This is a genomic window from Paraburkholderia sediminicola, from assembly GCF_046027825.1.
Taxonomy (GTDB): domain Bacteria; phylum Pseudomonadota; class Gammaproteobacteria; order Burkholderiales; family Burkholderiaceae; genus Paraburkholderia; species Paraburkholderia sediminicola_D.
Genome location: NZ_JAQQDU010000010.1, coordinates 95,174 through 109,586 on the forward strand (window position 1 = coordinate 95,174; position 14,413 = coordinate 109,586).

General features: G+C 61.6%; 12 protein-coding genes. 6 read left to right on the plus strand and 6 right to left on the minus strand.

The window, feature by feature from the left end; translation table 11 throughout:
• The first annotated feature begins 201 nt into the window (after positions 1-201).
• Together PQQ96_RS07920 and PQQ96_RS07925 are read left to right on the plus strand one after the other, a co-directional pair.
• The gene (locus tag PQQ96_RS07920; RefSeq protein ID WP_408290589.1) at positions 202-744 is read left to right on the plus strand and encodes a MarR family winged helix-turn-helix transcriptional regulator; all 543 of its coding nucleotides are present in this window, start codon (positions 202-204) and stop codon (positions 742-744) included.
• A 135-nt stretch (positions 745-879) separates the two neighbouring features.
• Positions 880-2,442 (plus strand): DHA2 family efflux MFS transporter permease subunit, encoded by a 1,563-nt coding sequence (locus tag PQQ96_RS07925; protein WP_408290590.1) that lies wholly within the window; start codon positions 880-882, stop codon positions 2,440-2,442.
• Positions 2,443-2,832: 390 nt separating this feature from the next.
• Here PQQ96_RS07925 and PQQ96_RS07930 read toward each other — a convergent pair whose 3' ends face one another.
• From PQQ96_RS07930 to ada, 4 genes are all read right to left on the minus strand, one after another.
• Positions 2,833-3,336, minus strand: coding sequence for a hypothetical protein (locus tag PQQ96_RS07930; protein WP_408290592.1), 504 nt, complete (start codon positions 3,334-3,336; stop codon positions 2,833-2,835).
• Between the two features lie 273 nt (positions 3,337-3,609).
• On the minus strand, positions 3,610-5,226 hold the full coding sequence (gene gshA, locus PQQ96_RS07935; RefSeq protein WP_408290594.1) for a glutamate--cysteine ligase: 1,617 nt from the start codon (positions 5,224-5,226) through the stop codon (positions 3,610-3,612).
• 330 nt (positions 5,227-5,556) lie between these two features.
• Positions 5,557-6,474 (minus strand): DNA-3-methyladenine glycosylase family protein, encoded by a 918-nt coding sequence (locus tag PQQ96_RS07940; protein ID WP_408290596.1) that lies wholly within the window; start codon positions 6,472-6,474, stop codon positions 5,557-5,559.
• The gene (gene ada, locus PQQ96_RS07945; RefSeq protein WP_408290597.1) at positions 6,471-7,646 is read right to left on the minus strand and encodes a bifunctional DNA-binding transcriptional regulator/O6-methylguanine-DNA methyltransferase Ada; all 1,176 of its coding nucleotides are present in this window, start codon (positions 7,644-7,646) and stop codon (positions 6,471-6,473) included. The genes PQQ96_RS07940 and ada overlap by 4 nt, the downstream gene beginning before the upstream one ends.
• A 396-nt stretch (positions 7,647-8,042) precedes the next feature.
• Here ada and PQQ96_RS07950 point away from each other — a divergent pair, with 396 nt between their 5' ends.
• Positions 8,043-8,468 carry a VOC family protein gene (locus PQQ96_RS07950; protein WP_408290599.1) on the plus strand — a complete coding sequence of 142 codons (426 nt, stop codon included), beginning with the start codon at positions 8,043-8,045 and terminating at the stop codon, positions 8,466-8,468.
• Positions 8,469-8,638: 170 nt separating this feature from the next.
• Here PQQ96_RS07950 and PQQ96_RS07955 read toward each other — a convergent pair whose 3' ends face one another.
• Together PQQ96_RS07955 and PQQ96_RS07960 are read right to left on the minus strand one after the other, a co-directional pair.
• Positions 8,639-9,193, minus strand: coding sequence for a YaeQ family protein (locus PQQ96_RS07955; RefSeq protein ID WP_074281756.1), 555 nt, complete (start codon positions 9,191-9,193; stop codon positions 8,639-8,641).
• Positions 9,194-9,345: 152 nt separating this feature from the next.
• The gene (locus PQQ96_RS07960) at positions 9,346-10,323 is read right to left on the minus strand and encodes a LysR family transcriptional regulator (RefSeq protein WP_408290601.1); all 978 of its coding nucleotides are present in this window, start codon (positions 10,321-10,323) and stop codon (positions 9,346-9,348) included.
• Positions 10,324-10,632: 309 nt separating this feature from the next.
• On the opposite strand from PQQ96_RS07960, the gene PQQ96_RS07965 reads away from it, so the two are divergent.
• From PQQ96_RS07965 to araH, 3 genes are all read left to right on the plus strand, one after another.
• Positions 10,633-11,637: an arabinose ABC transporter substrate-binding protein gene (locus tag PQQ96_RS07965; protein WP_408290603.1), complete on the plus strand. Its 1,005-nt coding sequence runs from the start codon at positions 10,633-10,635 to the stop codon at positions 11,635-11,637.
• Between the two features lie 101 nt (positions 11,638-11,738).
• Positions 11,739-13,298 carry an L-arabinose ABC transporter ATP-binding protein AraG gene (gene araG / locus PQQ96_RS07970; RefSeq protein ID WP_408290605.1) on the plus strand — a complete coding sequence of 520 codons (1,560 nt, stop codon included), beginning with the start codon at positions 11,739-11,741 and terminating at the stop codon, positions 13,296-13,298.
• An 85-nt stretch (positions 13,299-13,383) separates the two neighbouring features.
• Positions 13,384-14,388 carry an L-arabinose ABC transporter permease AraH gene (araH, locus tag PQQ96_RS07975; protein WP_408290607.1) on the plus strand — a complete coding sequence of 335 codons (1,005 nt, stop codon included), beginning with the start codon at positions 13,384-13,386 and terminating at the stop codon, positions 14,386-14,388.
• Positions 14,389-14,413: the final 25 nt, after the last annotated feature.

The following is a 14,413-nucleotide window of genomic DNA, read 5'->3' on the forward strand; positions in this document are numbered from 1 at the left end:
AACATGGTCTCGGGTGGCGCGGATCGCGCGTAACTCGTTGCCTATAATAATATTGACTATGCAATTAAATTTCAAGATACTTTGCTTCGCGCGCCGCAGCGGTGTTGTTTTTTGCGCTGTTCGCGCTACGCGAAACGGAGTTTGACTTGTCTGCTTAGGCAGCTAGAATTCGTTCTGCTCGACGATGTTCCCGGATACACGATGACTGACGGCCCCTACAACGCGGACGAGATTCACCTCGAATCGAGTCTTGGCTATTACCTGACGAAAGCGCGAAACGTGCTTGTCGAGCGGATGGACCGTGCGGTCAAACCGTTAGGACTGACTGCTCAGCAGATTGGCGTGATTCTGGTGTTGTCGGCGCAACGCGCGAGCACGCCGTTCGAGTTGTCGCGGGTCATGTCGTATGACAGTGGGTCGATGACGCGTCTGCTCGATCGCCTTGAAAAGAAAGGCTTTATCGTGCGCACGCGCAGCGACGCCGACCGCCGGATGGTCAAGCTGGAGCTGACGCCGCAGGGCCACGAAGCCGCGCGGCAATTGCCCAGCCTGGGCGCCGCCGTGCTGAACGAGCAGTTGCGCGGATTTTCCGCGGCGGACCACGCCACCTTGCTCGACCTGCTTGGCCGCTTCATTGCGAACGGCATCGGTGAGGGAGCCATCGCGTGTTGCGGCGTCGGGTCCCCGCAGGAATCGCTGGAAGATTCACCCGAAGAGCCGCCGCCAGATCACGGCGGGCAGTAACCAAGAGGCGCTTTCAAGAGCGCCATTGTTTGAAAATGTCTGTCTGGGCAGAGGGTGATCCGGCATGTAAGCGCGCCATTCGCGGGGTGCGATAAGGCTGCCGTGACAAGCTTTCCCAGCTGAGGAGAAACACACATGGCTGCCACGGCTCCCGCCGAAGCCCTACCCGCCGCCGAACTCGCCCCACTTAAGGGCGGGACGCTGGCGTTGCTCACCGTCGGTCTTGCGCTCGGCACGTTCATGGAAGTGCTCGACACTTCGATCGCGAACGTGGCGGTGCCGACCATTTCCGGCAGCCTCGGTGTGGCGACCAGTCAGGGCACCTGGGTCATCTCATCGTATTCCGTGGCCTCCGCGATCGCCGTGCCGTTGACCGGCTGGCTCGCGCGGCGCGTCGGTGAGGTGCGGCTGTTCACGCTGTCCGTTCTGCTGTTCACGATCGCCTCGGCGCTGTGCGGCTTTGCGCACAACTTCGAGTCGCTGATCGCGTTCCGGCTTCTGCAAGGGCTCGTTTCGGGGCCGATGGTCCCGCTTTCGCAGACGATTCTGATGCGCTCGTATCCACCGGAGAAGCGTGGGCTCGCGCTCGGCCTCTGGGCGATGACCGTGATTTGCGCGCCGATTTTCGGACCCGTGATGGGCGGCTATATCACCGATAACTACACGTGGCCGTGGATCTTCTACATCAATGTGCCGATCGGGTTGTTCTCGGCGGTGTGCGCGTTCCTGTTGCTGCGCGGCCGTGAGACGAAGGTCACCAAACAGCGTATCGATGCGATCGGCCTCGCGTTGCTCGTGATCGGCGTGTCGTGTCTGCAGATGGTGCTCGACCTCGGCAAGGATCGCGACTGGTTCAACTCGACGTTTATTATCACGCTGGCGATTATCGCGGTGGTGTCGATTGCGTTCCTGCTGGTGTGGGAGATGACGGACAAGGAACCCGTTGTCGATCTCTCGCTATTCAAGGATCGGAACTTCGCGCTCGGCGTGGTGATTATTTCGTTCGGGTTTATGGCGTTCTTCGGGTCAGTGGTGATTTTCCCGCTCTGGCTGCAGACGGTGATGGGTTACACCGCGGGGCTTGCCGGTTTGGCAACGGCGCCGGTCGGCATTCTCGCGCTGTTTTTGTCGCCGATGATCGGCAAGAACATGCATCGGTTGAACCTGCGTGTAGTGGCGAGTTTTGCGTTCATCGTGTTCGCGTTTGTGTCGTTCTGGAACTCGACTTTTACGCTCGATGTGCCGTTCAATCATGTGATCTGGCCGCGGTTGGTGCAAGGGATTGGGGTGGCTTGTTTCTTTGTCCCGATGACGACCATTACGCTGTCCAGCGTGTCGGATGATCGGCTTGCTAGTGCTTCTGGGTTGTCGAACTTTTTTCGGACTCTGTCAGGGGCGATTGGGACGGCTGTTAGTACGACTTATTGGGAAAACGATACGATTTATCATCATGCGATGTTGACTGATTCTGTTAATGTTTATTCGGCTAATACGAATGCTTATACCAATGGGTTGGCGAGTCTTGGGCTTTCGGGGGATAGTCTCACGGCTCAGTTGAATCAGGTTGTGACGGCGCAGGCTTATATGATGGCCACTAATGACTTTTTCCGCATCTCGTGTGCGGCGTTTCTTGTGCTGGCTGTGCTTGTTTGGGTGACTAAACCCAGGAAGGGGGTCGGGCCTTCTATGGGGCATTGATGAGTTTTTTGCCGCGCGGCGCTTGGTCGTCTGTGTGCCTGTGGCGTTGGCCTTTCCTTGAATTGATATTGGTTTATTAGCGTCGCCCCTGTGCGGGGCGGCACTTACTTTCTTTGCCGCCGCAAAGAAAGATAAGCAAAGAAAGCGGCTTATACCGCTAGTTCTTAAGCGGGTCCCCCGCGCAGTTGCGGTAGTGGTGCATCTGGAATCTGTGTCTTCGCACATTCGGCGCCAGTGACACGGGCGTCATTCTTCCGGCGGCGCTGCGCGCGCCGAAGCGTAGTTCTTAAGACGACTCGCCGTGTTTTCGCGCGGCTGGTTTACTCAGTGCCGCACTCGCGGTTCATGCGTGGGCGCGTTCTCCTCGCAGACGGCTTTGCCGTTTCCCCCTCACTGCGTTACCGCTTCCCCACTCGTTCCCGGGATCGACTGGCCCTGCATGGCGTCTGGGTGCATCGCCGTTGGCCCCGGCTGCGTTGGTTTTGCACCGTCCTGCGGCTCGCCCGCAGTGGTGCCTCGGACGTATTCCTTGAAGTCGGCGCCCGCCTCCCATGGGTTCGGTTTGCAGCCCATCGAGCCATCACAATGTGCCGCGAATCCAATCGTTGCCGTGCCGTCCGGGTTCTGTGTGCGCGTAATCTGGTATGCCAGCGCGCGCTTGCCGCCGTCCGGGCCCGCCGTCTGGATCAAAGTGTCAGTCGCAGATTCGATCTTGTACTTCGAATGACTCGCCACCCACGTCTGCGCGCGCTGCCACCAGACATCGCACTCGGTTTTGGTCGAACACGTCAACGGGGTAGTCGCGATCTGCATGACGTCCGGATCGACCTGACCCTGCGTCGAACATCCCGCCGCCGACACCAGGCACAGTACTGCCAACAGACCTTTTTTCATTTCGCTGAAGCCTCCCGCTCTGGAGCGTGTCGTGTAAGTTGGACCGCTTCCCCGGCACGGTGTTTCATACCCATTTGCGAATGGACAAAACGAGCGGAGATTTTGCCGATACTGTTAGGCGGCCAGCATCGCTTTGCGCAGACGTTACCGGTGCACAATAAAAAAGCAGCCCTCCAAGGCTGCTTCCTGTTTCACAAGGCAAAATGCCGTTCAGTGTTCGCTGAACGGCATTTCCCCCAGGGTCGCTTTTTCCGGCGCAACTACCTTTGTCGCCTAGACGCTAAACCGGTTTAGCGTGTACGCCCGGTATGCTGCGACGAATGCGTCGAATGAACCCACCTCTTCCCGTTCAAGCTTCGCCTGCTCTGCAAGCGATTGCGCTGCAAGGTCGGTGAATTCCTTGGTCTGGGCGGCATCCAGCGGACGCGAGCGGAAATAAGCGGCGTGCGCCTCGCTTTGCTCAAGGCCGAAGGCAAGGAAGCTCTGCTGCTTGTCGCGCATCGTCTGCAATACGCGCGCCGACGGCGTCAGCGATGCGTCCGCCAACTTGGCGCGCTGAACCGTCACGGCGCGCGCGTGCTGGTCGCCGCCGTGCAAAGCGTCGAGCGTTGCAGCGGCTGCGTCGATTTTGGTGAGCAGTTCGTTTGCCCAGTCCGTCATCGCGATCGGGTTGCCGTCGCGCGTTAGTTCGAGGCCCGGTTTGCGGCCTTCCATCGTCACGCGGCCAAAGTTCTGGTTCGCCTCCGCATAGGCGTCCGGCGGCAGTTGTGCGCTGTCGTCGAGCGCGCAGACCAGCAGGTAAGCGTCGAGAAAACGCGACGTCTCAAGCGAAATGCCGGTCGGCTCAAACGGATCGATGTCCATGCAGCGCACTTCGACGTATTGCACGCCGCGCGCAGCCAGCGCGTGCAGCGGGCGCTCGCCGGGATACGTGACGCGCTTCGGACGGATCGTCGAATAGAACTCGTTTTCGATTTGCAGCACGTTTGTGTTGATCTGCACCCACTCGCCGTCGCGCTGGGTACCAATCGCCTCGTACGGGGGATAGGGCTGGCTCACGGCCTTCGCGAGTGCATCCAGGTAGCCCGCCAAGGTGTTGTAGTCGGCCTGCAGCGCGGCTTGTGCCGTCGTGTTCGAGTAGCCGAGGTCGCTCATGCGCAAGCTGGTTGCGTACGGGCGATACAGCGTGTCGGCGTCGAAGGTTTCGAGCGTGTGTTTACGGTCGCGGAGGAAGCGGCGATCCAGTGCCGGCGATGCGCCGAACAGGTACATCAGCAGCCAGTTGGTGCGGCGGAAATTGCGGATCAACGCAAGGTAACGGTCGGACTGGAAATCGACGGCGGTCGCCGTGGATTGCTGGTCGGCATGCAACGCCCGCCACACTTCTTCGTTCAGCGAATAGTTGTAGTGGATGCCCGCAATACATTGCATCGTGCGGCCGTAACGGAGCGCCAGGCCAATGCGGTACACGTACTTCAGTTTGCCGATATTCGACGTGCCGTAATGCGCGATCGGAATGCCGTCGTCCGTGTCGGGCAGCAGGCCGGGCATCGAGTTGTTCCACAAGATCTCGTCGCCGAGTTCTGCGTAGACAAAACGATGCAACGTATCGAGCTTCTCGAGCGTGATCGCGACGTCGTGCTCAGCCGGTGTGATCAGTTCGATCAGCGCTTCGGAATAGTCCGTGGTGAGCGACGGATGCGTAAGAGCCGAACCGAGCGCGACCGGATGCGGCGTCAGGGCAAGCTGGCCCTCGGGCGTCACGCGCAGGCTTTCCTTTTCGATGCCGCGCAGGCCACGTATCAGCGAGTCGCGCTGCGGGCCTGAGGTCAGCACGGACAGGCGGTGCAATAACGCGTCGTTCGTGCGGGAAGGTGTCGTGTTTGGCATTGATGCGAGTCGGGCGTTGTCGGCCGCCATGTGCCGCTTCACTCCATACAGGCAGCACTGCGCGGTTGACAACGTTCGGCGGAATTTTCGGGTAGCGGGCACTTTAACATCTCGCCACGACGGCTGCTTGAGGCCGCTTCGGCGGGCCCTCGGGCGACACACCCCGGCCTAATTTCAGGACGAAACGGCCTGCCGCGCGCCTCGTTACGCTACCGATTACCCGCGTCGCGCGATTCGCGCTTGTCCCCGATCAGCGTATGACCGTGGCCGAAGGGCGAGGGCGCCGGTCCAATCTATCGGGCGGCCATGCTCCCCGACTGCCACACTACCTCAGCCGCCGCGCGCGGCCCCTGCCCGATCCGCCACCTCGTTCCACAGATGCATGGCCGCATACGCGCGCCATGGCCGCCATGCGTCGGTGCGGGTGCGTTGCTGCGTGGGCCGCACGAGCGATGGGTCGCGCGCGCAGATCGACTGCATCAGCACGAGGTCCCATGCGGGCCAGGCGTCGGCGTCACGCCATGCGCGCATCGCCACGTATTCGACCGTCCATCGACCGATGCCAGGCAGGGCAAGCAACGCTGCGCGCAGGCTGTCGGCATCGGCGACGCTGCTGTCGACCGGTACGTCGCCTGACGCGACCGCCTGCGCGAAGCCTTGCAAAGCCGCTACGCGTTTACCCGGCATGCCGATCTTGTCCAGATCCACAGCCGCGAGAGCGGCGGGCGTCGGAAAGCGCCAGGCGGTGTTCTCATGCGGATGACCTTCGATGCGCTCGCCGGCACGCTGCACCAGCCGTCCGATGATCGTGGTCGCCGCCTTCACGCTGACCTGTTGGCCGACGATCGCGCGTACCACCAGTTCGAAGCCGGACCACGCGCCCGGTACGCGCAAGCCCGGCACCGCTTCGATCAGCGGCGCGAGCCATGGGTCGGCGGACAGTTCGTTGCCGATTTTCTTCGGATCGGCGCGCAGGTCGAACATCCGCGCGATCGGTGCGGCGAGCGCGTCGGCGTGGCGGCTCGCGGGACCGTCGATGTTCGCGACAATGCAGCGCTTGCGCGGATGCAGGCGCACGGTCAGTGTGCCGCTGTCGCCAGCCCAGTCGATCGCGCGGCGATAGGCGCCGTCTTCGACCGCTTCGACGCCGGGCGTGGCGCGTCCGCCGAAAAAGCGCAGCAGGCGGGGCCAGTCGAAGGGTGGTTTGAAGGGCAGTTCGAGTGTTGCGACGTCGTCAAGCGTACTCACGCGGCGTGGTCCAGGTTGGTGGTGGCAGCAAGGGCCGCGTGTTCGCGGCGATTGGGTTCATCGAGCGAAACGCCGCCTGCGTGCTGGGCTTCGTTGTCGAGCAACGCGGCCTTGCGCGGCAGGCCCCAGCGATACCCTGCCAGCGCCCCGCCCTTTTGCACGACCCGATGACAGGGAATCGCCAATGCAACCGGATTCGTCGCACACGCGCTTGCCACTGCGCGCACGGCGCGGGGTGAGCCGACCGCTTCCGCGATCTGCGAATAGCTGCGGGTCTCGCCGTAGGGAATGCGCCGCAGGGCGTCCCATACACGCTGCCGGAACGCGGTGGCGGCGATATCCAGAGGCAGATCGAAGTCCTGGCGGGTGCCGAGCAGATACGCGTCGATCTGGGCGATGAACGGTGCAAGCCGCGCTGTGTCTTCGATCAGCTCGGCATTAGCGAACTCGCCGCGCAGATCGTCGGCGAGTGTCGCGGCATCGTCGCCGAAACCGATTTTGCAGATCCCTTTGTCGGTTGCGGCGACCAGCACGAAGCCGAGGGAGGTCGGCGCGCTGGCGTAGCGCACGGTGAGCCCCGCGCCCTTGCGGCGAAACGCGGACGGCGCCATGCCCAATTCCGCCGAGGCGCTGTCGTACATCCGCGACGGTGAGCCGAAGCCGGCATCGAGCGTGGCGCGCGTCACATCAGACCCGCTCTGCAGCGCATCGCGCAACGCGGCGCCGCGCTGCGCGGCCTGATATTGACGCGGCGACACGCCCACCACGCGCTTGAACAGACGCTGCAGGTGGAACGGGCTGACGTGCACCGCATCGCTCAATTGCGCGAGCGTGAGGCGTTGCTGCGGATCGGCATCCAGCGCGGCGCACGCGCGATTGACGATCTCCAGCTCACGTGGCAAGCCGCCGGGCTGGCAACGCTTGCAGTCGCGATAGCCTGCGGCGCGCGCGGCGGTTACATCGGTGAAGAAAGCGACATTTTCGCGGCGCGGCTGGCGCGACGCGCATGACGGGCGGCAGAACACCCCCGTCGTTTTGACGGCGTAGAAGAACGCGCCGTCGGCCTGCGGCTCGCGGCGGCTGACGGCTTCCCAACGCTCGGCGTCGGTGTCCCAGTGGGTGGTGCCGACGGCGGTTTCGCTGCCGGTATCGGTAGGGTCGGTGCGGTTCATGATGGTCCCGGAAAGGAGGTGTCGATGCTCACCAATGTAGGCCGCATGCCAACACACTACGCCCCGGTTCTTGCTCTGTCATTGCGCTTCCTCGTAGACCTGAAGCCCCGCCAGGCGCTCGTTTCGCCTCAAACTGCGACAATTTGGCACGATATCGGGTTTTCCCTTAAAAAGTTATTGCGTCGCACCAACCTCATGTGTATATTAGTCCTTGTCTCCTCCATGTCTCCTCCTGATATGGATTCAGCCCGCTCCACATAGAGCGGGCTTTTTTTCGTCTAATCATTCATGATCTGTCCCTCGCGGCTGCTTCATCGCCCGCTCCCGCTGCCCCTCCTTTCTCCTACACTGGTGGGCTGTTCATCTGTTCTGCGAACCAGCCAAGGGGCGTTTGACATGAAAATCCACATTCGCGAAATTGATCACATCGTCATTCGGGCGTCGAACGTCCCGGAGATGACACGCTTTTATTGCGAGGTGCTCGGTTGCAGCCTTGAGAAGGAACAGGCCGATCTGGGCCTGACGCAATTACGGGCGGGGCGCTCGCTGATCGATCTGTTAAAGGTCGGCGGGAAGCTCGATCATCCCGAGAACGGCGAGCCGGGCGCGGGCCGGAATATGGATCACGTGTGTTTGCGCGTTGAGCCGTTCGATGCCGAGGCGCTCAAGGCGCATCTGGACGAACACGGCGCGCGGCCTGGGGAGGCGGCTTTGCGCTATGGCGCGGATGGGTTTGGGCAGTCGCTGTATCTATTCGACCCGGAAGGCAATATGGTCGAGCTGAAAGGGCCGCCCGAAGCGGCGCGTGTGACGTCGTTGTAATGGGCGTGGCCGTCGCAGCCCGGCCGGTGAACAGCACGCTGGGGTCAAGATCGACGCGCGCTCACCGGCGGTTATAAAACCAAGCGGCATCCGCGACCGGCGCTACCAGAGCTACCGGCGTTAGCTGTCCTACCCGGCGGTACCAGCGCTACCGCCCTTATCAGCCACGATCAGGCGTTGGCAGGCGCCTTCAAAACCGTCCACTCGATCTTCACCGCATCGGCCTCGGCGCTGCCGAGCCATGCTTCGCCGTCCTGCACGGTGCATTGCAGACGCATGGTCCGCTCGGCGAGCTTGCTGAGCGCGGCGGCGACGTCTTCGCCAAGCGACCATACCGTCACATTGCGCATGCGTTCGACCTTACTGCGTACGCCCTGCCACCAGATGTCCGACGTGCGGCCGCCATAGGCGATCACGATCACCTCGTTCGAGCGGCCGCTCGCCTTGGCGATGCGCCGTTCGTCCGGCTGGCCGACTTCGATCCAGGTTTCAATCGCGCCGGTGAGGTCCTTCTGCCAGAGGTCCGGTTCGTCGACGTCCGACAAACCTTTGCAGAATTCGAGGCGTTCCTGCGCGAACAGCGCGAACGCGGCGACGCGGACCATCATCCGTTCGTCGGTTTCCGAGGGATGGCGGGCGATCGTCAGGGAATGGTCGGCGTAGTAGTGCCGGTCCATGTTGGCGATCTGGAGTTCTGCCTTGTAAATCGTCGATTTGAGAGCCATGCCGTTACTAAACCAGGCGCTCGCTCCACCGGAGCGAACAGAAAAAGAATCGTCGACGGCGCGTTGCCGTTTTCGGTGTGTGTTGTACATCGCGTGTTCCTCCCGAGCCGAAACGCCGGCTGCTATTGCGACTATCGCAATGGGAGAAGCATTTATCGCGCCACTGTCGGCTCGAGAGCGGTGTCATAGACCTCGGCAGCGGCTTCCCGCAAGGCTTCCAGCACGACGGAGGCCGCCGGCGAAAGCAGGTGGGACTGGCGCGTGATGATACCGAATGTATCCATTCTGCACGGTAATTCGATCGGTACCTGCTTGAGAACACCGTACTGTTGGTACTGACGCGCCACTTCATCAGGTAAAACCGCCAACATGTCGCTTTGGAGCAATAAGCTCGAAATCGCCAGAAAGTTGTTGGTATTGACGACGTTTTGGGGCGGATTCAGTCCGATCTGCGAAAACATCAGATCAAAACGATGGCGCAGAACGCTGCCCGGCGGATGCAAAACCCAGCTCGCGTTGACGATTCCTCGCAGTGTCAAACCTGTTTCATTTTCGAGAGGATGGCCGGGGCGCGCCACCACGCATAGCGGCTCGTCGGCGAGCGGTTCGTAGCGGACGTCGGCCTTGAACTGGTTTTGCCGCTCCAACACCCGGCCGATCATGATATCCAGTTCACCTTCGGCGAGCTTCGGCAACATCACGTCTGAGGTTTCCACCTCCATCCAGATCTGCAACTGGGGATAACGTTCTTTCACGCTGGCGATGGCGCGCGGCACCATCGTCGCGGCGGCCGCGGCGATCACGCCGATGCGCACCTGGCCGGCCAGACCGGCACGCAGTGCCGAGATTTCCTCGTGCGCGTGGCTGAGATTCGAGAGCACCATGCGCGCGTGACGGATCATCACTTCGCCATACAGCGTGGCGTGCATGCCGTGCGGCGTGCGGTCGAACAAGCTCACCTCCAGCATGTCCTCCAGCTCTTTCAGCAGCCGTGATGCGGCGGGCTGGGTCATGCCGAGTACGTCGGCGGCACGCCGGACGTTACCCTCCTCTTCCATCGCCGCGAGCAGTTGCAACTGTCGCGTCTTAAGCCGCGCTCGCACGAACCAGTTCGAGTAACTACGCGTCATGGCCTGTCTCCCTATGCGGCTTGAAGCCGTCTGTCGGACGATTTGCCGTCGTTCAGCCTCCATCATGCCATATCGAAATTGATATCGGGATGGCCAAAAAAGGGATTGGAAAGTTATTGGGGCGGCTCATACCATTCGTGGGCTTTCTGACCACTCACCCCAGCGTTCATCCATGTCCAGGCTGACGCCGCCGTGAATCCGCATGCTGCAAATAAACGAAATCAACGCAGCGTTTAAATCTCAGCAACTACGTTGCATGGGACCGGAGTCAGTGCCACGGCGCTAACTCCGGATCGACAGGAGACAGATATGACCAGCACGCTTCGCCGTTTGACGCTATCCGCGATTGCCGCCGCGGCGCTCGCCGCACCCTTTGCCGCACAATTCTCCGCGCACGCGGATCAGTCGCTCAAAGTTGGCTTTCTCGTGAAGATGCCGGAACAGGCCTGGTTCATCAACGAACAGAAAGCCGCCACCGCGCTCGGTCAGAAGGACGGCTTTTCGGTGGTCAATATCGGCACGCCGGACGGCGAAAAAGTGCTGGCCGCAATCGACAACCTCGGCGCGCAAGGTGCCCAAGGCTTCGTGATCTGTGCGCCCGACGTGCGACTCGGACCGGCGATTCAGGCGCGTGCGAAGCGTTACAACATGAAGTTCGTCACGGTCGACGATCAACTGGTCGACTCCACCGGCAAGCCGCTGCCGAACGTGCCGCATCTGGGCATGTCCGCGTTCAAGATCGGCAATCAGGTCGGCACGGCGATCTCCGAAGAGATGAAGCGCCGTGGCTGGAAGCCGGAAGAAGTCGGCGCGCTGCGCATCACGAACTACGAACTGCCGACCGCCAAACTGCGTACCGACGGCGCAACGGAAACGTTGTTGGCCGGTGGTTTCAAGAAGGAAAACATCTTCGACGCACCGCAAAAGACGACCGATGACGAAGGCGGTTTCAACGCGTCGTCGCCGGTGCTCGCGCAGCATCCGAACATCAAGAAGTGGGTGATCTTCGCGCTCAACGAGGAAAGCGTGCTGGGCGGCGTTCGCGCGACGGAACAACTGCACATTCCGGCGGCAGATGTGATTGGCGTCGGCATCAACGGTGCGGGCGAAGCGTTTGCCGAGTTCCAGAAGAAGGAACCGACGGGCTTCTACGGCACGATCGCTGTGAGTTCGACGATGCACGGCAAGGAGAGCACGGAGAACCTCGTCGAGTGGATCAAGGACGGCAAGCAGCCGCCCGCCGACACGCAAACTACCGGCAAGCTGATGGTGCGCAGCAACTGGCTGGACGTGCGTAAAGAGCTCGGAATTTAAGCGGTATTCGAGTCTGCACGCTGCGGGCCATTTCTCGCGTTGATGCTCACGCTAACGCGAGAAAAGGCCCGCACTGGTTGTCCACCCGCTAGAGGCTTTCGATGACGGTTTCTCACACTGGCGAAACGGGCCAAGCGGCGCGACCCGCGCAAGCGCCCTCGCCTGCGTCTACGTCGATTGATCCGTATCTGGAACTCGACGGTATCACCGTGCGCTTTCCCGGCGTGCTCGCGCTCGACCAGGTGTCGCTCGACGTGCGGCGTGGCGAAGTACACGGTTTGATGGGCGAAAACGGCGCAGGCAAATCGACACTGCTCAAAGTGCTGTCCGGCGTGAATCAGCCCGCGGCGGGCACCTTGTTGCTCGATGGTGTCGAGCAGCAGTTCGTCACCACCAAGGCGGCCATCGCGGCGGGCGTCGCGATCATCTATCAGGAACTGCATCTGGTGCCCGAGCTGACGGTTGCCGAAAACCTGATGCTCGGCGCCCTGCCCAACCGCTTCGGCGTGCTCGATGAAAAGGCGCTGATTGCGCGTGCGGTGCGCGAGTTGGAAAGACTCGGCGAAAAGATCGATCCTGCGCAGCAGGTGAAGAATCTGTCGATCGGTCAGCGGCAGATGATCGAAATCGGCAAGGCGCTCATGCGCGATGCACGTGTGATCGCGTTCGACGAACCGACCAGCTCGCTGTCGTCGCGCGAAACCACGCAACTGTTCCGGATCATTCGCGCGTTGAAGGCCGAGGGCCGCGCGATCATCTACGTCACGCATCGAATGGATGAAGTCTACGAACTGTGCGACCGCGTGACGGTGTTTCGCGACGGCCGCCACATCGATACGTTCGAAGCCGGTGACGGGCTCGATCGCGATCGCCTGATCAGTTGCATGGTGGGTCGTTCGATCGCCGACGTGTACGGCTACCGCTCACGCGAACTCGGCGGCGTCCAGCTCGACGTCAGGGCATTGATGGGACGTGGCTTACGCGAACCGGCTTCGTTTAAGGCCCGTAAGGGCGAAATCCTTGGCTTCTTCGGCCTGGTCGGCGCGGGACGTTCGGAGTTGATGAAGCTCATCTACGGCGCGGTCAAACCGGCTTCCGGCGAGATTGAGCTCAAAGGCAAGCGCGTGCGCTTCGCTACACCGCGCGATGCCGTGCGTGCAGGCGTCGCGTTGTGTCCGGAAGATCGCAAGCAGGAAGGCATCGTGTCGATCGCCTCGGTATCGGACAACCTCAATATCAGTTGCCGCCGCCACTTCAGCCGCTTCAACGTGCTCAACGGCCGCAAGGAAGCGCAGACCGCCAAGACGTTCATCGGCAAGCTCGCGATCAAGACACGTAATGGCGACACGCCAATCGGCACCCTCTCCGGTGGCAATCAGCAGAAGGTGATTCTGTCGCGCTGGCTCGCCGAAGACATCGATGTGTTCCTGATGGATGAACCCACCCGTGGCATCGACGTCGGCGCGCGCAGCGAGATTTACGGCCTGCTCTACGGGTTGGCTGAAGCGGGCCGCACGGTCATTGTCGTGTCGAGCGATCTGGCTGAAGTGATCGGCGTGGCGGATCGCGTGATCGTGATGAAGGAAGGTTGCATCGTCGGCAATCTGCCGAAGGCACAGGCCACGCCCGATGCGCTGATCAAGCTCGCGTTGCCTCGCTAGGAACGCCGCACCTATCAGGCCACCGAGTGCCACTGAAGGCCACCGAAGCCAACTGAATCGCGCCATTGAAAACGGAATAGACATCATGCAGACACCCTCCACCGACTCTTCTCTGCCAGCCGTCGCTCCCGCCGGCCTGGGCGCGCGCGCCGCACGCGCCTGGGACCTGATCAACAAATCCGGCATCGTGATGGTGTTCGTCATCCTGTTCGCGGTTTTGTCGTTCACCGTGCCAGATTTTTTAAGCTCGCGAAACATCCAGGGCCTGTTGCTTTCCGTCACGCTGATTGGTTCGATATCCGTAACGATGATGTTCGTGCTCGCGCTGGGCGAAGTTGATCTCTCCGTGGCGTCGATCGTTGCGTTTGCAGGCGTGGTGGCGTCTACCTTGATCACCGCGACCCATAGCGTGACGCTCGGCATCGCCGCCGGGGTGCTCGCGGGTGGCGCGGTCGGACTGGTCAACGGCGTGCTGGTCGCGCGCTACAAGATCAACTCGCTGATCGTCACGCTGGCGATGATGGAAGTCGTGCGCGGCCTCGCCTACATCACGTCGAATGGCGACGCGGTGATGATCTCGGAGGAGCGTTTCTTCGACCTCGGCGGCGGTGCGTTCCTCGGCATTTCGTATCCGATCTGGAGCAACATCGTCGGCTTCGTGCTGTTCGGCTTTCTGCTGAAGAAAACCGTGTTCGGCAAGAACGTGCTGGCGGTTGGCGGCAATAGCGAGGCCGCTTTGCTCGCGGGCTTGCCCGTCACGCGCATCAAGATCACAGTGTTCGTATTGCAGGGCCTCGTAACAGGTTTTGCGGGCGTGATGCTGGCGTCGCGCATGAGTCTCGGTGACCCGAAAACGTCGGTGGGCCTCGAACTCGGCGTGATCTCCGCATGCGTGCTCGGCGGCGTCTCGCTGACGGGCGGCGTCGCGACGATTTCCGGTGTGCTGGTCGGCGTGCTGATCATGGGCTCCGTGCAGGACGCAATGAGCCTGATGAATGTGCCGACCTTCTATCAGTACCTGATTCGCGGCGGGATTCTGCTGCTCGCGGTGCTGTTCGATCAGTACCGCCGCAGCAAGCGCGTGCACTGACGACTGACGCACGCCCAGGCTACGC